General features: G+C 65.9%; 11 protein-coding genes and 1 tRNA gene. 4 read left to right on the top strand and 8 right to left on the bottom strand.

All coding sequences use genetic code 11. From position 1 onward, the window contains the following. From TS85_RS01330 to TS85_RS01295, 8 genes are all read right to left on the bottom strand, one after another. Nucleotides 1-1,038, bottom strand: coding sequence for a phosphatidylinositol-specific phospholipase C1-like protein (locus tag TS85_RS01330; protein ID WP_044329980.1), 1,038 nt, complete (start codon nt 1,036-1,038; stop codon nt 1-3). A gap of 58 nt (nt 1,039-1,096) precedes the next feature. Then, nucleotides 1,097-3,853 carry a TonB-dependent receptor gene (locus TS85_RS01325; RefSeq protein ID WP_044329979.1) on the bottom strand — a complete coding sequence of 919 codons (2,757 nt, stop codon included), beginning with the start codon at nt 3,851-3,853 and terminating at the stop codon, nt 1,097-1,099. Nucleotides 3,854-4,167: 314 nt separating this feature from the next. Further along, nucleotides 4,168-4,377, bottom strand: coding sequence for a hypothetical protein (locus tag TS85_RS26360; RefSeq protein ID WP_044329977.1), 210 nt, complete (start codon nt 4,375-4,377; stop codon nt 4,168-4,170). A 7-nt stretch (nt 4,378-4,384) separates the two neighbouring features. Then, on the bottom strand, nt 4,385-7,501 hold the full coding sequence (locus tag TS85_RS01315; protein ID WP_044329974.1) for a type I restriction endonuclease subunit R: 3,117 nt from the start codon (nt 7,499-7,501) through the stop codon (nt 4,385-4,387). Then, complete coding sequence (locus TS85_RS01310; RefSeq protein ID WP_044329971.1) at nt 7,498-8,541, bottom strand: restriction endonuclease; 1,044 nt, start codon at nt 8,539-8,541, stop codon at nt 7,498-7,500. The genes TS85_RS01315 and TS85_RS01310 overlap by 4 nt, the downstream gene beginning before the upstream one ends. After that, nucleotides 8,538-9,890 (bottom strand): restriction endonuclease subunit S, encoded by a 1,353-nt coding sequence (locus TS85_RS01305; protein WP_044329968.1) that lies wholly within the window; start codon nt 9,888-9,890, stop codon nt 8,538-8,540. The genes TS85_RS01310 and TS85_RS01305 overlap by 4 nt, the downstream gene beginning before the upstream one ends. Then, entirely contained in the window at nt 9,887-11,758 is a 1,872-nt protein-coding gene (locus TS85_RS01300; RefSeq protein ID WP_227698624.1) for a type I restriction-modification system subunit M, read from the bottom strand. The genes TS85_RS01305 and TS85_RS01300 overlap by 4 nt, the downstream gene beginning before the upstream one ends. A 373-nt stretch (nt 11,759-12,131) precedes the next feature. After that, nucleotides 12,132-12,207: transfer RNA gene (locus TS85_RS01295), tRNA-Thr, on the bottom strand. Between the two features lie 189 nt (nt 12,208-12,396). On the opposite strand from TS85_RS01295, the gene TS85_RS01290 reads away from it, so the two are divergent. The 4 genes from TS85_RS01290 (at nt 12,397) to TS85_RS01275 (ending at nt 20,277) form a co-directional block, all read left to right on the top strand. After that, nucleotides 12,397-13,662: a PAS domain-containing protein gene (locus tag TS85_RS01290; protein ID WP_044329966.1), complete on the top strand. Its 1,266-nt coding sequence runs from the start codon at nt 12,397-12,399 to the stop codon at nt 13,660-13,662. A gap of 88 nt (nt 13,663-13,750) precedes the next feature. Then, nucleotides 13,751-18,379, top strand: coding sequence for an NAD-glutamate dehydrogenase (locus TS85_RS01285; RefSeq protein ID WP_044329964.1), 4,629 nt, complete (start codon nt 13,751-13,753; stop codon nt 18,377-18,379). Nucleotides 18,380-19,096: 717 nt separating this feature from the next. Beyond that, complete coding sequence (locus TS85_RS01280) at nt 19,097-19,741, top strand: PepSY-associated TM helix domain-containing protein (protein ID WP_044329962.1); 645 nt, start codon at nt 19,097-19,099, stop codon at nt 19,739-19,741. A gap of 11 nt (nt 19,742-19,752) precedes the next feature. Then, nucleotides 19,753-20,277 (top strand): DUF2271 domain-containing protein, encoded by a 525-nt coding sequence (locus TS85_RS01275; protein ID WP_044329958.1) that lies wholly within the window; start codon nt 19,753-19,755, stop codon nt 20,275-20,277. Nucleotides 20,278-20,286: the final 9 nt, after the last annotated feature.

The raw sequence follows: 20,286 nt of genomic DNA, 5'->3' as shown, positions 1-20,286 counted from the left end.
TCAGCGAACGGGCGGTTCGGTGATGGCGCCGCCGCATCCGTGCGGACGGCGAACGGGGTTGCAGAGCGCCACGGCGCCGCCGGGCATCGTCACGCGATAGCCTCCGGCAAAACGCGCGTCGGGCCACAGATAGTCGGTCGAGATGTATTGCGCGCCGCTGCGCAAGGCGGCGTCGCGCCGGTGCGTATCGTTGGTCCGGGCTTCGCGGGTGTCGGCATCGGCGCGGGTACGAACCAGGAAATTGGCCTTCACCGCGCGCGCGAGCCGATCGGCGTCGCCCACGGGATCGTTGATCGTCAGATAGGCAGCCGCCGGCGAGCTTTCCTCGGCATTGACGAAGAAGACGCGCCCCTCGAGCGATTTGCGCGCGCCGCGATACAGCGCGACCTTGGCCGCGCCTTCGTCGAGCGCGAACAGGAACTTGCCGCGCGATTCCGCGAGCGTCGGCCAATTATTGGCCAGCACCGCCTCGCGCAGCGTGCGGTAGCGGCCCTGCACGGCATCGGGCACGATCAGCTTCGACGGCGCGAGTACCGAGCGGACCTCGGCATCGAGTGCGTCATAGGCGGCCTCGCTATACGGCTCCCCCTTCAGGACGCGGCCATTATCGTTGGTGTTGAACATGAGCAGGATCGGGAGGTGTCCCGGATGCGCGTCGGACCAGAGGCGGAGGATCGTCAGGCACTGGACCAGCGTGACGCAACTCGCCCGGTTGTCGAACCCGGCGATGTGCTGCACCTTGAAGCCCGGGCGCTGCATCATCGGTTCGGCGGACCCGTCGGCATAGAGCCCGCCTTTGGGATCGTACCAGATGTCGAGTTCGAGCTGGCGCGCACCCGCGTCGAGTTGCTCGGCGAGCGGCCGGTGCGCATAGTCGAGCGCGTCGGCGCTGCCCGCATCGGCCTTCCGCAACACCGCCATGCGATCGGCCGGCATCGCCAGCTTGTAGCTGTTGTGCGTGCCGAGCATCACCACGTCGTTGACGCGCAGCGGCGCTTCTGCAGCGGCAAGCGCCAGCGGGGCGAACAGCCAGAACATGAGCCAGCTCCAAAATGGTGCGGGGACCGGCGTGCCGCGGGCACGCCGGTCCGAGGGATCAGAACTGCGCGCGAACGCCCAGGCTGATGCGGCTTCCCGAGGATTCGTACATCACGGGGAAGGACGGATCCATCGTGTAGCCCGTCGTCTTGGCATTGCCCACGTTGATGCCCTGCAGCTCGACGCGGAAGTTGCGCGTCACCTGATAGCTGGCGGCAACGTCGAACTGGCCATAGGCGTCGCGGTACACCGGATACATGTTGCGCTCGATCCGCTCCACATAGGCGCCCTTGCGGTTGTACGAGACGCGCAGCGACAGCGGGCCCCGATCGTAGAACAGCGTGGCGTTATACGTGTTGTCCGACAGGCCGATCGGCGAGGTGGGGATTCCGAGATCGGACTGGCCGGTCAGCGAGCTGTCGAGGAAGGTCGCGTTGGCATTGAGGCCGAAGCCTTCGAGCCACTTGGCGGCCATCCCGAACGGGATCACCGCATTGAGCTCGATACCACTCACGTCGTACGAGCCCTCGGCATTGACCGGCTGATAGACGTCGAAATCATAGACGCCGTTGACCGTGCCGTTGGCGTTGTACACCGTCACGTTGGGCACTTCGCCGGTCAGCTGGCTCTGCACCACGCCCTTGATCTTCTTCCAGAAATACGACGCCGCAAGGATGCCGCCGCCGCCAAGATATTGTTCGGCGCCGATTTCCCACTGATCGGCCAAGGTGGGCTTCAGGCCCGGATTGCCGTCGGTGTAGCGGAAATTGCCGATGCTGGCGGTGCGCTTATAGGCAAGGTCGGAGAGCGCCGGGCGGATCAGCGTCTTCGACGCGGCAGCGCGCAGGACCAGGCTGTCGGTGATCTCGGCATGCGCGTTGAACGAGGGCAGGAACTTCTCGTAGCTGCCGTCGCTCGCGACCGGCGCAGGGGTCAGGCCCGTCGTGCCGTTGGGGTTCTGGATCTGGTGGAAGCCCTCGGAGTGGATGTCGGTGCGCAGGTAGCGGCCACCCAGGTTCACGAACACCGGCACCGCGACGTCGAACTCGAAATCGACCATCGCATAGCCGGCGAACGTCTCTTCGCTGACCTTGGCATAGTTGGCGTTGGCGAACGGCGTCACGAAGCCGGCCGGACGGAAGAAGCTGCGGGCATATTCGTTGGAGACCTGCGCCCAGGCAAGGTCGCGGACCTGATAGTCCTTGCCCCCGACGATCTCGGTCACATTGGTGAGCGGGCTGTCGGCAAGCGTGCGCTTGTTGACATAGGCCGTGCTGCCGCGCGTCGGCCCCTGGATCTTCTCTTCGCCATATTGGCGCTGGTTGGTCTTGTTGGTGTAGCGCCCGCCGACATTGAAGCGCTTCAGCACCGACGAATCAAAGCCGTAGGTGAGATCGAGCTGCGCGGCATATTTATCGTCCTCAATCTGCTCGCGTGTCGTCTCATAGGCTTCGAACAGATAGGAGGCCGGCGCATTGTACATGTCGATCGTGCGCGGATTGGCGCTCGGGATCGTCTCGCCGCCCGTCTCGGTGTAGCGGGTCCGCGACGGCGCATAGGCGACGTGCTTGAGATTGGCATAATCGATCGTCTTCTTGGCGCCCGAATAGCCGCCCAGCGCGTTGATCTTCCAGTTGCCGGTCTCCCAGTTCAGCTCGCCGCCGAACTGACGATAGTCGGTCTCGTTGATATATTGCTTGCTCAGGAATTCATGCTGGGTGTTGGTATAGGAGACGTCGCGCAGCACGATGATGCCGGCGCTCGAAAGCGTCGTCTTGTCCACTTCGTGGATGGTCTCGAGCGTCGAGTTGCTCGACGCCGAATAGCCGGCGGCGTCATATTCGTCCTCGACCGAATCATAGGAGCCGATGAACGCGTCGAAGGCGAGGCTGAACGTCTCGCTCGGCTTGTACTGGACCGAGCCCGACAGGCCGAGCCGATCCTGGTCATTCTGATAGACGCGGTCGCCGACCTTATCGAGGAAGACGATCTTGTTCTTGTCGGCATTGGTGAAGGTGATGCCGGCATCGCGCTGGAGCACGGCGATCGCCTGGTCGCGATAGACAGCGCCCGAGCCCGTGCGATCGGTCCAGCGCGCGATCGGCCGGAAGTTGATCCCCGAATTGGAATCGGTGCGGTTGGTCCGCTGTTGCTTGGCGACCGACACCAGCACGCCGAAATCGCCAAAGGTGTTGCTCGCGAGGAACGAGAAATTCGGGTCGATCTTCTCCGAGATCGAATTATACGCGCCCTCGACGCTGCCGACGAGGCGCAGGCCGGGATTGTCGAACGGGCGCGCGGTGCGGATCGAGACCGAGCCGGCGATGCCGCCCTCCTCGTCGGCTGCGGTCGGCGACTTCTGCACGGTGACCGACTGGATCAGCTCGGAGGCGAAGATGTCGAACTCGACATCACGCCCGCCCGAACCCGATGCGGTGGCGAGCTTGTTGATCGAGACGAAGGTGAACTCGCTCGGCAGGCCGCGGACGTTGACGCGGGTGCCCAGGCCCCGCTCGCGCTCGATCGTCACGCCGGGGATGCGCTGCAGCGCCTCGGACAGGTTCTGCTCGGGAAAGTCGGCGATGTCGGTGGCGACGATCGAATCGGAAAAGCCAACCGTATTGCGCTTGATCTCGATCGCTTCGTCCAGGCTGCGGCGATAGCCGGATACGACGATCTCCTCACCGGCCTCGTTGGCATCGGCGTCGACGGGCGGCACGGTCTGCGCCGCGGCCGGGACAATCGTCAGGGCGGCAAGCGCCACTCCGGCGAGAAGATGCGTGGCGCGCTCGAAGCGGCTGAATTTGTTGTACAATGTATGACCCCCCGTTGATTTTGCTGGACGTCCGCCTGCGTATGTCTTCGTGGCGAGCGCCAGCGCTTCCCGACCTCGGAAGAGATCGGGATTGCTGCATTCTTTGACGTCTATGTGCGCAGCTCCGGCGACCTCACGACCGCCGCGCTTTTTTCTCCCCGGGCCCGACGGGCATTGCGGACGGACGCAGGGCATATCGCCTCGCACCCACCCGCGATGCATTGCGCCTCGCGGCGACAATTATCGGGAAAATGACGTTCTTGACGCTTCCTGCTTTCCCCCGACCAGCCCGAGAGCCCGGTGCAGCAGAGATATTACGACTGCGTGACCAGCAGCGTGATTGTCGATTTCAATGCCGAGGATAGTGATAAGGCCTGGCTGACGGCGCGGGCCTTCAACAATTTCTTCAGCCGGGCGTTCTCCTTCGAGCGCACGCAGGCGCGCGCCTCGGAGACTTTCGGCCCGCCGTATTTCGACTTCCCCTTGGTGAACGTCGCCGATCCGACGCTGTGGCGCCGGCACATATCCGCATCACCTCAACTCACGGATTCCCCCAGCCCCAGGAGCGCGATCTCGAAGCAGTTCGTAGAGCTGGCCAGGGCCCAACAGGACATCCTTCAGGCCTGCTCGGACCGTAGACGAGCCCAGCGCCTGCTGGCTCATTTTCTGGTGGGCGTCGAGCGCCTCAATGACCGCGTTGAGCAGCTCATTGTCCAGCGTCGGCGACGCGGCAAACTGCGATTTGCTGTTATTCAGCGCCTGCGTAACCAGCTCCTCGGACTCCAGCAGCTTGCCCTTGATGACGTCATTCACGTAGACGAGCTGATCGCCGTCGGTGAGTTCGCCGTCGAAGAGGTCGTTCACGCGCTGGATGATCTCGCGGAGGAGAGCCTTTTGTTTCTCCTGTATCGACCCCGACCCTGCGTCGCCTACTGGCGCGAGTTTCGGGGGCTCTCCGCCCATCTGCATTGGCTGCTTGTGGAGCTTGCTCAGCAGGTGGTGCGTGAGCTGCAGCTGCGACACGTCCACCGCCACGCGCTCCCGCCCGAAATCGAGCAGCCGCACGAGGTATTTGAAGAACAGGAAACGCTTCTCGATGTCCGTGTTGCCATAGTCGAACATCTGGCTGAGGAAGGTGTAGATGCGGATGAAGGTCTGCGCGTCGGTCTTGAAGAGCGTGAGCGTGCCCATCTCGTCGCTTGCCGTCTGGGCAGCCTTCTCGTCGCCAAGCGCGTCGGCGGCCTCCTTGGCGGCCTTGGCTGCGGCGAAGCGCTTCAGCAGGCGATCCGCGACCGGCCCGAGCGCCCCGGCAAGGTCCCCCTGGGTGGACTTCGGGTCCATCGCGACGGTCGCCACGCGATCCACCTCGAAGCTGTCGTACCAGCCGCCGGCATCGAGCTTCGCGCGCATGTCGTAGACAAGGTTGGGATCGGTGACGCCTTCGAGCGCTGCCGTCTCATAATAGGTGCGGAACGCGGCGAGCACCTCCTGCGAGCTGTTCACGAAATCGAGGATATAGGTCGTGTCCTTGCCCGGATGGGCACGGTTGAGGCGCGACAGCGTCTGCACCGCCTGAACGCCCGCCAGGCGCCGGTCGACATACATGCCGCACAGCAGCGGCTGGTCGAACCCGGTCTGGAACTTGTTCGCGACGAGCAGCAGGTGATACTCGGTGGCCTTGAAGGCGTCGCGGATGTCGCGGCCCTTCAGGTTCGGGTTGAGCGCCTTGCTCGTCTCGCTCAGCGGCTCCGGCGACGAATCCGGATCGTTCACCTCGCCCGAAAAGGCGACGAGCGTGCCCAGCGGATAGCCCTTGCCCTTGATGTAGCGGTCGATGGCCAGCTTCCACCGAACCGCTTCCTTGCGGCTCGCCAGCACCACCATGGCCTTGGCCTTACCGTCGAGCAGCGGCTGCACATTCTCACGGAAATGCTCGACGACGATCTGGACCTTCTGCGCGATGTTGTAGGGGTGCAGGCTCACCCACTGCATGATGCCCTTCGTCGCTGCCGAACGCTCGACCTCGGTGTCGTCCAGTTCCTTGCCGCCATGCGCCAGCCGGAACGCGAGCTTATAGGGCGTGTAGTTCTTGAGCACGTCGAGGATGAAGCCCTCTTCGATGGCCTGGCGCATCGAATAGACGTGAAAGGGCTCCGGCAGGCCGCCCGGCTGCTTCACGCGCCCGAAGAGCTGCAACGTCTTCGCCTTGGGGGTTGCGGTGAAGGCGACATAGGTCACGCCGGTGTCGCTCGCCCGCGCCGCCATCTGTGCCGCCAGCAGGTCTTCGGTGTCGATCTCGCCGCCGTCCTGGAGCTCGGCAATCTCCTCCGGCGAGAGCACTTCCTTGAGCTTCGCCGCTGCCTCGCCCGTCTGCGAGCTGTGCGCCTCGTCCGCGATCACCGCGAAGCGCTTGCCGTCGGTCGCCGCCAGATCCCGCACCGCCTGGAGCGCAAAGGGGAAGGTCTGGATCGTGCAGACGATGATCTTCTTGCCAGCCTTGAGCGCGTCGGCCAGCTGCGCGCTCTTGCTGCCGCTCTCGCTCTTGATCGTCTCGACAACGCCCGTGGTGCGCTGGAAATCGAACAGTGCGTCCTGAAGCTGCCCGTCGATCACCCGCCGGTCGGACACGACGATCACCGTCGAAAACAGCTTCTCGTCGTTCGCGTCGTGGAGCTCGGAGAGGAAGTGCGCGGTCCAGGCGATGGAGTTGGTCTTGCCCGATCCCGCCGAGTGCTGGACGAGGTACTTGGCGCCCACGCCCTCCTGGAGGACCGCCGCCTGCAGCTTCCGCGTCACGTCGAGCTGGTGATAGCGCGGGAAGATGATCGCCCGAATGGCCTTTTTGTCGTCGCGCTGGGTGACGAGGTAGCGGCCCAGCAGCTCCAGCCAGCTGTCGCGCTGCCACACCTGCTCCCACAGATACGATGTGGCATGGCCGAAGGGCAGCGCGGGGTTGCCCTTGCCGCCATGATCGCCCTGGTTGAACGGCAGGAAGTGCGTGGCCGGCCCCGCCAGCTTGGTCGTCATCATCACTTCGCGGTTCGAGACAGCGAAGTGGACCAGCGCACCCGATGGGAAGCTCAGCAGCGGCTCGCGTTCATGCCCCTTAAGCTGCGGCAGCCGGTCGTGCTTATACTGGTCGACCGCGTCCTGCACCGACTGGGTGAAATCGGTCTTCAGCTCCACCGTGGCGACGGGGAGGCCGTTGAGGAACAGCACCAGATCGATGCAATTCTCGTTGGCGAGGCTGTAGCGAACCTGCCGCACCACGCGGAGCCGATTGGCGCTGTAGCGGGCGATAATGTCCGGGTTCATGCCCATTGCCGGCTTGAACTGGGCAAGCTGGATCGTGCCGCGCACGCCGATGGTGTCGACGCCGTTGCGCAGCACGTCGAGCGTCCCGCGGTCGTCCAGCGACTTGCGCACGCGGTCGAGCAGCAGCGCCTCTGCCGAGGCGCCGTGCAGCGTGGTCAGGCTCTCCCAGGCCTTGGGCTGGGCCTCCTGTAGCCAGGCGAGCAGATCGGCCGGGAACAGCGCGCGCTTGCGGTCATAGGCCTGCGCGTCGCCTGCCGCGTACAGCCAGCCCTTGGAGGCGAGGATCGTGCAGACCTCGCTCTCGAAGCTGATCTCCTCGTGGAGGCGGCTCATGCTTCGGGTCCAGCGAGAGGCGCCCAGATTTGCTTCAGCGGCAACTTCGCTCGCGTTTCGACGGGGAGCTGCGCGTAGGTACGGAACAGCGCCTTCAACAGGTCCGGCATCTGCCACAGGCGCAGCTTGAAGAAGTTGTTGTCGAGTTCCTTTTGGGCGACGGCGTTCACGCCGCCGATGCTAACGAGCAGGCCCGTGCGCGCCTGGCTGTTCGACACTGATCCGATCAGGCGCAGAACCACGTCATGGTTTGCAGCGCCATCCCCCGACTTCACCTGTACGCAGATGCGGTCTTCGCCAAGCCCCAACGTTCCCCCTGCCGCCAGGATGTCGACGCCGCCGTCTGCACCCGGCGGAGAAACCTTGGTCGTGTAGCCCTCGACCTCCAGTATTTCTGCGACAAGGTTCGCGAGCGCGTGTCCGGCAAACTCCGATTTGATCAGCGAGATGATCTGCTGGTTCGCGACATCCTCGATGTCCGTTGCGATATCGTCCGCGTCCACGACCTCGTCGGACGCGGCGACCGTCGCCGTACCTTGCTTGCCGAGCAGTGCGCCGGGGTCCCGTCCGGTCGCCAGCACCGCCTTGACCCGCTCCAGCGCCTGGTTCCGCTTGATCTCGCAAACCGTCATGAACGCGCCGAAGGAGTGTCGCAGGTCCTGCTTGAAGGCGTCGCGGGGCACAGCCTCGTTGAGCCACTTCACCGCGCGCGTCTGTTTGCTGATACCGTCCGGCTCGAACTTGTACGGGCCGGTGACTTCGCCGATGGCGACGCCGCTGGTAAGCTTGCGGGGCAGCACCACAAGGTCCCCGATCTGGATCACATGGGCGAACTGATTCAGCTGGGCCGCGAAGTTCTTCCGCCGGTTTGCGCTGGCATCAGGCACGGCCTCTTCGAGATGCGCGAGGATGGCAGCGCGGTCCTGATACAGGCTCAGGTCGTCGACTTCATTGAAGCCGAGCATCAATTTGCCCTGCTGGATGGCATCCAGCTCGCGTTCCCCGTTGCGACCGGCGCGGGCAATCCAGAGACGGGTCATGCTGCTTCTGCCTGCGGGGTTCCGGTGGCGCGCACGTCGATCTTTCCGGTGACTGCGGCGGAGATGAGGGCGGCGCGGCGCTCGTTCAGCAATGTAACGGCCGCATCTGCAGCTATCGAGAGCTGCTGCGCAGCCGCGCGATGGATCAAGCAGAACTTTTCAAGCTGCTTCATCTCGTCGAGAGGCGGGATGGCGATTGGCATTTTAGCCAGCCGCGAAATGTAGATATGCTTGATGGTTGTCCCACCTGCCTCGTAGATCATGCGATCTTGATAGACTCCGTCCGCGAGCGCTGCAGCCAGATAATCACTAGAAACCAGATCGACCTTCGGGCGCAAAAACGCGACCGATTGGTTAATGCAGGATAGCGTGCCGTCGAAGACCGCAATGCGGCCCAGCGTGCCATCTTTCGTGAGCAGGATATCCCCGGGTTGGGGGCGGCTCTTTTCAGTCAGCAGAGTGTCGAAAGCCTCAAGGGTAGTGCGCCGTGCCGTTTCGAAACGGACCTCGCCATCGCCGATGTCGTTAGCCGTCAACATAAACGGTCCATCCGCCGAAGTCGGCATCGGATTTGTGAAGCCGTAGGAAAGCTGCTCGCAAAGCCGACCTACTGACGTCACGTTCCAATGCGCCGGCACGTCGCCCAGCCATTCCACGCCGGAGTCCTTCATGGGCACGGTCGGGTCCAGCCCCTGGGTCACCGCACGGGAGATGACGGCCTGGCGCTTCTCCTTGAGCAACTTGATGAGCCGCCGCTGCTCCTCCACCAGTGCGTCGATCTTGGCGGTTTCGCGGTCGAGAAATGCGACAATAGTGCGTTGCTCGGGAAGTGACGGTAAAGCCATCACGGTTTCGGCGAGATATTGATGCTCAATGCTCTCTACCGTTGCGCCCGGCTTCGACCACGCGAGAATCAATTCATCGTTGAGACCTTGCACCCATCGGAAGAAAAAGCGCGGGTCGCAGTAGGAGGAATTGAAACGCAGCGCCTTCATGTCTTGATTGAGGCTGACCTCTACCTCGTTGATTGCTACGGGAACGGTGTGTCGCAGGATGCCAGAGCGAACCACCAAGAGCACTGCCCCGGGCGGGACCAGTGAAGTGGCGCTTGCGGCAAGTGCTTCGTCTGTGATCATCTCTTCGCTCGTAGTGATCACCTCAGACTTCATGTCTTTGGGTGACACCCAAGGTATGGCTCCGTTCCAAAACGAAGCTTGATCTCGACTGGGTGTCCCGCCGCCACTGAAGCTTGCGATGCGTTTCAGCTTTGCAGTGGTCCAGTTGCTCGGAACACGTCCTAGCCACTCAACTCCGCTTTCCCGATAGTTCGGGTACGTCGGAAAGCTCACGCCGCGAGCCCCTCGATCATCGCCTTGATCCGGTCGGTCACCTGCTTCAAATCCGCGTCGATCTCCGCCAACGGCCTCGGCGCCTCGAACACATAGAACTGCCGGTTGAACGGCACATCATAACCGACCTTGGTCTTGCTCTCGTCGATCCACGCATCCGGCGCGTGCGGCAGCACCTCGCGCTCGAAATAGGCGGCGACGTCCTCGGCCAGCGGCACATTCTCGGTATCGCGCAGCGCGCTGTCCGCCTGCGGCTTGCCCTTGTTCTTGCCGCGTTCGCCCAGGACGATCTTGCCCGCCGCGTCGCGCAGCGGACGCTCGACGGTGATGGTGCGGTAGCCGAAGGCGCTGTTGGGGAAGAGGCGGGAGAGCGGTGCGCGTTTCACCTTGCCGCCCTGCGGTGCCTCCGGGGCCTTCTCGCCGGCCCAGACGATCTCGCGCGCCACTTCCTTGCCCTCGGCGTCGAGCACGGTCGCAATCTCCGCCGCTTCCGCGCGGCCGAACAGCTCGGTGATCTGCCGGATATGCGCCTCGCCCAGTTCCTTGCGCTTCGAGCCGAGCGACTTGCGCATCTTGCGCCAGAAGCCCGAGCCATCGATCAACTGCACCTGCCCCTTGCGGCCGGCCGGCTTCCGGTTCGAGACGATCCAGATATAGGTCGCGATGCCGGTGTTGAAGAACATATCGGTCGGCAGCGCGATGATGGCTTCGACCAGGTCGTTCTCCAGCACGTAGCGCCGGATTTCGCTCTCGCCGCTGCCGGCGCCGCCGGTGAACAGCGGGGAGCCGTTGAGGACGATGCCGAAACGGCAGCCGCCCTCGGTCGCCGGGCGCATCTTCGCCAGCATGTGGAGCAGGAACAGCATCGAGCCGTCCGAGACACGCGGCAGGCCGGGGCCGAAGCGCCCGTTGAAGCCCTGCTGCTCATGCTCGCGGCGGACTTCCTTCTCGACCTTCTTCCACTCGACGCCGAACGGCGGGTTGGCCAGCATATAGTCGAAGGTCTTGCCGGGGTGGCCATCCTCGGACAGCGTATTGCCGAAGGCGATGTTGGAGACGGCCTGCCCCTTGATGAGCATGTCCGCCTTGCAGATCGCATAGGATTCCGGGTTGAGCTCCTGGCCGGAGATGGTGAGGCGCGCGCCGGGATTGAGCGCCGCCAGATGCTCCTCGGCAACCGACAGCATCCCGCCGGTGCCTGCGGTGGGATCGTAGATCGTCCGCACCACGCCGGGCTTGGACAGCGCCGCGTCATCCTCGACGAAGATCAGGTTGACCATCAGGTTGATCACCTCACGCGGGGTGAAATGGTCGCCTGCGGTTTCGTTCGAGGCCTCGGCGAATTTGCGGATCAGCTCCTCGAACACCAGCCCCATCTGGCTGTTCGCCACCTTGTCCGGGTGCAGGTCGATGCCGGCGAATTTCTCGGTGACCAGGAACAGCAGCTTGGCGCGGGCGAGCTTGTCGATCTGGTTATGGAACTCGAACTTCTCGAAAATGTCCCGCACCTCTTCGGAGAAGCCCTGGACGTAGGCGGTGAGGTTCGCGGCGATATTGTCCGGGTCCCCCAGCAGCTTCTGGAGGTCCATCGGCGAGGTGTTGAAGAAGTGTGTGCCGGACTTGCGTCGTAAAAAATGCTCCGGGTCGAATCCAGCGGTCGAGCGCAGCGCAAGCTCGGCCAGCACGTCCGCCTTGCTGGGCTCCAGGACACAGTCGAGCCGCCGCAAGACCGTAAAGGGCAGGATCACCGAGCCATAGTCGGCCGGCTTGTAATCGCCGCGCAGAAGGTCGGCCACAGACCAGATGAAAGCCGACAGCGCCTGATGGTTCAACAAAAGTCCCCTCAAAATCTCAGGGATCTCTATCACTGGGACGTTGCCGCCTGACAACCCTGCCCCCGCGTCGGCGCACGATTAGCGAGACCGGCCTTTGAACCGCGGACATTCAATGCATTATTTGAACGTTACGCACAGTCCGATGCTCGGCCCCCTGCTCCGCCCCCTTCCGATCCTGTCCGCGAGGCTATGGCCGATGCTGCGACCATCCGCCTCGCCGCCGATTTCCCCGCACGCTCCATCTTCTCGATATCGTCGTTGGCAACGAGCTCGAAGGGGGTCTTCGTGGCCCACCGATTCTTGGCCACTTTAGGCCACGGTGGAACAAAATGGGAAACGATAAGGCCCGCAGGAGCGATTCTACCGCGGAACTCTGCGGTTTTGCAGCGATGTTCTCTGGTGGAAATGGTGCCGCTTGCAGGACTCGAACCTGCGACCCCCGCATTACGAATGCGATGCTCTACCAGCTGAGCTAAAGCGGCCCGTCCGGCGCTGGGTTGCGTCCGGAAGAGAGGGGCGCGCTTAACAGCAGGAATCCGTGCTGACAAGCGCTGGCTTGCGATATTGCGTTTCGGGCGTCGACGGAGCGGCGGCTTTACGTCTCGTTTACCAAGGGCAGTGCAAAAGCCGGCACTGATACCGGGCGCGTTCGCCCGGAATGGAGCACGCGCATGAACATGGCTCGCGGCATCAACGGCCCGCTCGACCCGGCCCCGCATGCCGAGGCGGACGACGCCGCGGTTTCGGATCGCCCGCTCGACATCGGCACCGACGAGCGCCGGATGCACGTCCGCGCCTACAACCACTGGGTGTCGTTGCTCCGGGGCCGCCCCTATCCGTCGATCGACTCGCTGGACCCTGCGAACAGCATGGATTTCGGCCCCAACGGGGTGCTGCTCGATTTCTCGCGCGGTGTCGAAAACCCCGCGATCCGCTTTCTGGGCAGCGCACTGCGCGTCGAATGCGGCGTCGACGGGTCGATCACCCATGTCGCGCAGGTGCCGAGCCGGTCGCTGCTGTCGCGGCTGACCGACCATTATCTCCAGATCATCGCCAACCGCGCGCCGATCGGCTTCGAGGCCGAGTTCGTCGGCCAGCGCGGGCACAATACGCTGTATCGCGGCATCCTGATGCCCTTCTCGTCCGACTCGGACACGATCGACTTCATCTATGGCGTGATCAACTGGAAGGAGCTGGTCGACGCCGAGACGCAGGCGCGGCTCGCCGCCGAGGTCGAGCAGTCGCGCCGCGCGGCGCCGCGCCCGGTGGTGCCAACCGCGATCTGGGCCGACGGCCCCAGCGCGGGGTTCGACGAACCGCTTGCCAACGATGCCCCGGTCGAGCTGCTCGCGGGCGCCAGCCTGGCCGACCGCCTGCTGCTCGCGCGCGAATCGGCGGCGGCGGCGCGCGCATCCGATACGCGCAGCCGCGCTGCACTGTATCGCGCGCTGGGCCGCGCCTATGACTTCGCGCTCGCCGCCGAACGCGATGCCGCGGACTATGCCGAACTGCTCGCGGACGCCGGAGTGTCCGCGCACGAGCGGCAGCCGATGGCGCCGCCAGTCAAGCTCGTGTTCGGCGCCGATTACGACAAGGCGCGACTCGCCGAGTTCATCGCGGTGCTGAGCCATGCGCGGCGCATCCGCGTGCCGCAGGGCGGGCTCGAATCGTTCCTCGCGCTCGCCGAGGGCGGGATCAAGGGGCTGGTCCAGGCCGAACGCGCGCATCGCCGCCCGGCGCTGTCGGACGCGGGCTTCGCGCGCGCTGCCGCCGAATTGCGCAGCCGCCCGCCGCTGGGCCATGTCGCGATCGACGCGGACGGCGACGATTTCGTGCTGCTGCTGGCCTGCGCGCGGGGCGACGGGCTCGACATCGTCGCGCGCCTTCCCGAGGATCCGGGGTTCACCGGACGCGCGATCCGCCGCGCCGCGGCCTGATCGCCGCCCTCCGTGCAACTACCTTAGGTAGACGCACCGGGTGGTTTCTGGGGCCGCAAGTCTTGAGCTACGCCCGCAGCGGGGGCATATGCCGGCCATGAAAAACATGATGACGTCGCTGGTGCAGGCGTTCGAGAATCGGCTGCTCGAAGGAGCGCTGCCGGGAGAGCTGGAAGGATTTGACGCGGCCGAGCGCGCCGAGGCGGCGGCGTTCGTCGCGGAGACCGCGGCGGTGCGACCGCCCGGGCTGCCGCGCGTCCGGCTGGAAACCTATCTCGACGAAGAGCGGCGGCGGATGCGGCTCGCGGTCGTCAATGACGACATGCCGTTCCTGGTCGATTCGATCTCGGCACGGATCGCCGCGCACGATCTGGGCGTGCACCGAATCATCCACCCGATCCTCCAGGTTGCGCGCGATGCCGAGGGAGCGATCACTGCGATCGGCGCCGATGCCGCAGGCGGCGTGCCCGAATCGATCATCTATATCGAAATGGAGCGCGCCGACGCGAAACGCCGACGCGCGCTGGCGGGCGAGATCGAGCGCATCCTCGAGCATGTCCGCGACGTGGTGGACGATTGGCGCGGGTTGCAGCGCGCGCTGGGCGCCGACGCGGTCCAGATCCCGTCGCGCGAGGGCGAGGCGCTGCTGCGCTGGTTCGCCGACGATGCGATGACGCTGCTCGGCCATGAAGTCTGGAGCATCGACGGCGAGGCGCGCGACCATCTGGGCCTGTCGCGCTATACGCTCGACGTGCCGCTGCTCGCCGAATCGTCGCGCGAGGCAGCGATGCGCTATTTCGAGGGTGGTGGCGAGGCGCCGTTGCTGCTCAAATCGAATGCGCTGTCGACCGTGCATCGCAATGCCCCGCTCGATATCATCGTGGTCCCGGTCAAGGACGGCGATCGCGTCACCGGGCTGTCGATCCATGTCGGGCTGTGGACCAGCCAGGCGCTGTTCACCCCGCCGCCGCTGGTGCCGATGCTGCGCAACCGGCTGGAGACGCTCGAGACCAAGTTCGGCTTCGATCCGCACGGCCATACCGGCAAGGCGATGACCCACGCGCTGACCGCGCTGCCGCACGACCTGACCACCGCGTTCGACACCGAATCGCTCGAACGGCTGGTGCTGACCGCAATGTCGGTCGCCGATCGCCCGCGCTCGAAGCTGGTGCTGGTGCGCAGCCCGCTGGGGCGGCATTTGTTCGCCTTTGTGTGGCTGCCGCGCGACCAGATCGCGACCGGCCACCGCGAAGCGATCGGCGAGATGCTGACCGAAGCCGCGCATGCCCAGCTTATCAGCTGGTCGATCGCGCTGGAGGACGGCGTCACCGCGCAGATCCGCTATACGCTGGACCTGCGCAACGGCGGCGTGATGCCGGATGCCGAGGCGCTCGACGCGCGGCTCGCGCGGATGGTGCGCGGCTGGGTGCCCGCGGTCGAGGGTGCGCTGGCCGACAAGATCGGCAGCGGCGCCTATCGCCTCGCGCTGCGCTTCGCCTCGGCCTTCCCGCAAGTCTATCGCGCGACGCACACCCCCGAGGAAGCCGCCGAGGACGTGATCGGGATCGGCACGCTGGAGACGCCCGAGGACCGCGGCGTGCGGATTATCCCCCACGCGAAGAAGCCCGGCAGCTATCGGATCAAGCTGTATCGGCTGGGCGGCGCGCTGGCGCTGTCCGACGCCGTGCCGGCGTTCGAGAATTTCGGCTTCCGCGTCGTCGACGAAGTGCCGACCGAATTGCTCAACGGCGCCTTCATCCATGATTTCGAAGTCGTGCCGAGCAGCCCGGCGGAGACGCTGGACCGCGATCCCGCCACCGTCGAAGCCGCGATCGCCGCGGTGCTGGAGGGCAAGGCCGAGAACGACCTGTTCAACCGGCTGATCGTCGAGGCGGCGATGCCCCCCTCGGCGGTGGTGCTGTTCCGCGCCTGGTTCCGCTATCTGCGCCAGACGGGGATGAACTATGGCATGGCGACCGTCGTCGACGCGCTGCGCCGCGCGCCGATGGTCGCGACCGGGCTGATCGACCGGTTCGAAGCCGCGCACAACCCCGCGCGCGCGGACGATGACGAACTGCTGGGCGAGGCGAATGCAGCGATCAACGCCGGGCTCGACCTGGTCTCGGCGATCGACGACGACCGGATTCTGCGGATGCTGAAGGGCGTCGTGCTCGCGACGCTGCGCACCAATGCCTATGCCCCCGCCGCCGCCGAGGCGCTGGCGTTCAAGCTCGATTCGGCGCTCGTCCCCGGGCTGCCCCGGCCGCTGCCGTGGCGCGAAATCTGGGTGTACAGCCCGCGGGTGGAGGGCATCCACCTGCGCGCCGGCCCGGTCGCGCGCGGCGGGCTGCGCTGGTCCGACCGGCGCGACGATTTCCGCACCGAAATCCTGGGGCTGATGAAGGCACAGCGCGTCAAGAACGCGGTGATCGTCCCGACGGGTGCCAAGGGCGGCTTCTATCCCAAGCTGCTCCCCTCCCCCGCCACCGATCGCGACGCCTGGCTGGCCGAGGGCACCGAAAGCTATCGCATCTTCATCCGCACGCTGTTGTCGGTGACCGACAATATCGTCGCGGGCGAAGTCGTGCATCCGGAGGGCGTGACGGTGCTCGATGGCGAGGACCCCTATTTCGTCGTCGCCGCCGACAAGGGCACGGCGACCTTCTCCGACGTCGCGAACAGAATCGCGATCGAGCGCAATTTCTGGCTGGGCGACGCCTTCGCCTCGGGCGGGTCGCAGGGCTATGACCATAAGGCGATGGGCATCACCGCCAAGGGCGCCTGGGTGTCGGTGCAGCGGCACTTCCTGGAAATGGGCGTCGACGTCCAGTCCGATCCGGTGCGCGTCGCCGGGTGCGGCGACATGTCGGGCGACGTATTCGGCAACGGCATGCTGCTGTCCAGGTCAATCCGGCTGGTCGCCGCGTTCGATCATCGCCACATCTTCTTCGATCCCGATCCCGATCCGGCCAAGAGCTGGCACGAGCGCGCGCGGATGTTCGCGCTGCCCCGGTCGAGCTGGGCCGATTATGATCCCGCGCTGATCTCGAAGGGCGGCGGCGTCTTCGCGCGCACCGCGAAGTCGATCCCGCTGAGCCCTGAGGTTCAGGCGATGCTGGGGCTGAACGTCGAGGAAATCGACCCGACCGGGCTGATCACGGCGATCCTCAAGGCCGAAGTCGACCTGCTGTGGTTCGGCGGCATCGGCACGTACATCAAGGCGGCGGCGGAGAGCCATGTCGATGTCGGCGATCCCGCCAACGACCGGCTGCGCGTCAATGCCGAGGATCTTCGCACCAAGGCGATCGGCGAAGGCGCCAATCTGGGCGTCACCCAGGCCGGGCGTATCGCCTTCGCGACGCACGGCGGTCGGATCAACACCGATTTCATCGACAATTCGGCAGGCGTCGATTGCTCGGATAACGAAGTCAACATCAAGATCGCGCTCAACCGCGAGATGATCGAGGGCCGGCTGGGGTTCGAGGATCGCAACACCCTGCTCGTGTCGATGACCGACGATGTCGCGCATCTGGTGCTGGAGGATAACCGCCTCCAGACGCTCGCGCTGTCGTTCCTCGAAAATGACGGCGCGGTCGCGCTGCCCAGCTATGTCCGCGTGATCGAGATCCTCGAGGCCGCCGGTCGGCTGGATCGCGTGGTCGAGGGGCTGGCGTCGAACGAAGAGATGCTGCGCCGCGCGCAGGAGGGCCGCGGGCTCACCCGCCCCGAACTCGCGGTGCTGCTCGCCTCGACCAAGCTCGCGCTCCAGGATGCGATCGAGCATGGCGATCTCGGCGCCGACCCCGAGCTCAAGGACGATCTGTTCGCCGCCTTCCCGCGCGCGATGCAGGAACGCTTCCCTGCGGCGATCGAGGAGCACCGGCTGCGCGCCGAGATCGTCGCGACCAAGCTGGCGAACCGGATCATCAACCGGCTGGGCGTGCTCCACCCGTTCGAACTGGCCGAGGAGGAGGGGGCGTCGCTGCGCGACATCGCCGCGATGTTCGTCGTCGCCGAGCGGCTGTTCGGGCTTCCCGAGATTTGGGAAGCCGTCGAGACCGCGCAGATTTCGGAAGGCGCGCGGCTCGCGCTGATCGAGGAAGTCGCGGTCGCGACGCGCGGCCAGATCGCCGACCTGCTCCGCGTCTGCCGCCCCGGCGCCAGCCCCGCCGAGGTGGTCGCGCGGCTGCGCCCCGGCATCGACTCGCTCGATCGCCAGGCCAAGGCGCTGATGCTCGACGAAGTGAAGGCGCAATCGGCGCGCATTTCGGCCCGGCTCGAAGCGGCAGGCGCACCGCCCGCGCTGGTCGAACAGGTCGTGCGGCTGTTCGAAGTCGACGGCTCGGTCGGGCTCGCCGATCTGGGCGAGCGGCGCGGCATCGACGAGACGATTCTCACCCGCGCGTTCACGCATCTGGGGCAGGCGCTCGGGCTCGACTGGGCGCAGTCGACTGCGGCGCGGATCACCACCGGCGATCCGTGGGAGCGCCTGCTGATCGCGGGACTCGCGCGCGATTTCCAGCAATTGCGGCTGGAGTTCCTCGCGCGCGCCGACGGCAAGGACCCGCAGGCGGCAGTGGACGAATGGCTGACGGCAAACGCAGCCCGCGTCGCGCAATTCGCCAATTTGGTCCGCCGCGCACGACAGGCGGCGACACCCAACGCCGCAATGCTCGCCCAGATCGCAGGCCAGGCACGAGTACTGCTGGGGCGCTGAAATCCGTCACCCTCCCCCTTCCCACGCCGCGTTGCGGCGCGGGCCCCTTCCCTCTCCTAGCGGGAGAGGGAGGGAGCGCCGAAGGCGCGGAAGGGTGAGGGTGACCACGGTGCAATGTGCAATTCCTCCCCGGAACGGGGAGGGGGACCATGCGCAGCAGGGTGGAGGGGCCGCGCCGCCAGGCGCGGGACTCGCGTGCCGATAGCGCCTCCCGCCGTCTGCGCGGCGAACCCCTCCACCACGCCCTGCGGGCGCGGCCCCCCCTCCCCGTGCTACGCTCGGGGAGGAATGCCGCCCAAAAACTCCTCCCCGGAACGGGGAGGGGGACCCTGCGCAGCAGGGTGGAGGGGCCGCGCCGCCAGGCGCGGGACCCGCGTGCCGATAGCGACTCCCGCCGTCTGCGCGGCGGCCCCTCCACCCCGCCCTGCGGGCGCGGTCCCCCTCCCCGTGCTGCGCTCGGGGAGGAATAACCGCCCAAAAATTCCTCCCCGGAACGGGGAGGGGGACCATGCGCAGCATGGTGGAGGGGCCGCGCCGCCAGGCGCGGGACTCGCGTGCCGATAGCGACTCCCGCCGTCTGCGCGGCGGGCCCCTCCACCACGCCCTCCGGGCGCGGTCCCCCTTCCCGTTCCGGGGAGGAACTGATTTTGCCGAGAACGTTGCAATTGCGAATCGTTCGCGTTATCGCCGCTGCACGATGAGCGAGACCCTCCCCTGATGCACGGAACGGCGCCCCCGCCGGTCAAGGCCAAGCGCAGCCGGAAGAGCTTCTGGCTGAAGCAGCTCCATACCTGGCATTGGATGAGCTCGGCGATCAGCCTGATCGGGCTGCTGCTGTTCGCGCTCACCGGCTTCACGCTCAACCACGCCGCCGACATCGAGGGCTCCCCGCAATCGGTCGAGCGCAAGGGCCAACTCCCCGCGCCGCTCGCCGCGATGGTCCGCCCCGACGATGCCTCCGATGCCAAGAAGCCGCTCCCCCCCGCCGTCGCGGGCTGGGTGCAGTCAAGCTGGTCGCTGCCCGCCACCGGCGCCGCCGAATGGTCCGCCGACGAAATCTACCTCGCTTTGCCCCGCCCCGGCGGCGATGGCTGGGTATCGATCGACCGCGAGACCGGCGAAGTGACCTCCGAAGTCACCTCGCGCGGCTGGATCGCCTATCTCAACGATCTCCATAAGGGCCGCAACGCGGGCACTGTGTGGAAATGGTTCATCGACATCTTCGTCCTGGCCTGCATCGTCTTCACCGGCACCGGGCTGTTCCTGCTCCAGATGCATTCGAAGCACCGCCGCAGCACCTGGCCGCTGGTCGCGGCGGGGCTCGCCATTCCGGCGCTGCTCGCCGTCCTGTTCATTCATTAAGGGGTTCGCACATGCAGTTTCGCATCACCGGGTTCGCCACCGCAGCGCTGGGGGGCGCCGCGCTCTTCCCCGCGGGTGCCGCGGCGCAGACGCTGGACCTCACGATCACGATCCCCAAGCTCACCGTCGCCGAATATCACCGCCCCTATGTCGCGATCTGGCTCGAGAAAGAGGGCGCCGCCCCGCGCACCCTCGCGGTCTGGTATGATGTCGACAAGCGCGGCGGCGAGGGCACCAAATGGCTGCGCGACGTGCGCCAATGGTGGCGCGCCTCGGGCCGCTCGATGCAATTCCCCGCCGACGGCGTCAGCGGCGCAACCCGCGCGCCCGGCGCGCAGAAGCTGCGGCTGACCGGGGGCAGCGGCGCGATGCCGGTGCTGTCGGGGGGCAATTACACGCTGGTGATCGAGGCCGCGCGCGAAGTCGGGGGCCGCGAAGTCCTCCGCCTGCCCTTCGCCTGGAACGGCAGCACCGCGACTGCAACTGCCAAGGGCACGAGCGAGCTTGGCGCCGTGTCCCTCACCGTCAAGCGCTAACCGGGAGCC

This window comes from Sphingomonas hengshuiensis (assembly GCF_000935025.1).
GTDB classification, from domain to species: domain Bacteria; phylum Pseudomonadota; class Alphaproteobacteria; order Sphingomonadales; family Sphingomonadaceae; genus Sphingomonas; species Sphingomonas hengshuiensis.
This window is presented reverse-complemented; position numbering and strand designations above follow the sequence as displayed.

What these genes read in the sequence shown, in the direction of transcription:
- TS85_RS01280 (WP_044329962.1), top strand. Translation starts at nt 19,097, where the DNA reads ATGCACGGAACGGCGCCCCCGCCGGTCAAGGCCAAGCGCAGCCGGAAG.
- TS85_RS01310 (WP_044329971.1), bottom strand. Translation starts at nt 8,541, where the DNA reads ATGACCCGTCTCTGGATTGCCCGCGCCGGTCGCAACGGGGAACGCGAG.
- TS85_RS01290 (WP_044329966.1), top strand. Translation starts at nt 12,397, where the DNA reads ATGAACATGGCTCGCGGCATCAACGGCCCGCTCGACCCGGCCCCGCAT.
- TS85_RS01330 (WP_044329980.1), bottom strand. Translation starts at nt 1,038, where the DNA reads ATGTTCTGGCTGTTCGCCCCGCTGGCGCTTGCCGCTGCAGAAGCGCCG.
- TS85_RS01285 (WP_044329964.1), top strand. Translation starts at nt 13,751, where the DNA reads ATGCCGGCCATGAAAAACATGATGACGTCGCTGGTGCAGGCGTTCGAG.
- TS85_RS01275 (WP_044329958.1), top strand. Translation starts at nt 19,753, where the DNA reads ATGCAGTTTCGCATCACCGGGTTCGCCACCGCAGCGCTGGGGGGCGCC.
- TS85_RS01315 (WP_044329974.1), bottom strand. Translation starts at nt 7,501, where the DNA reads ATGAGCCGCCTCCACGAGGAGATCAGCTTCGAGAGCGAGGTCTGCACG.
- TS85_RS26360 (WP_044329977.1), bottom strand. Translation starts at nt 4,377, where the DNA reads ATGTGCCGGCGCCACAGCGTCGGATCGGCGACGTTCACCAAGGGGAAG.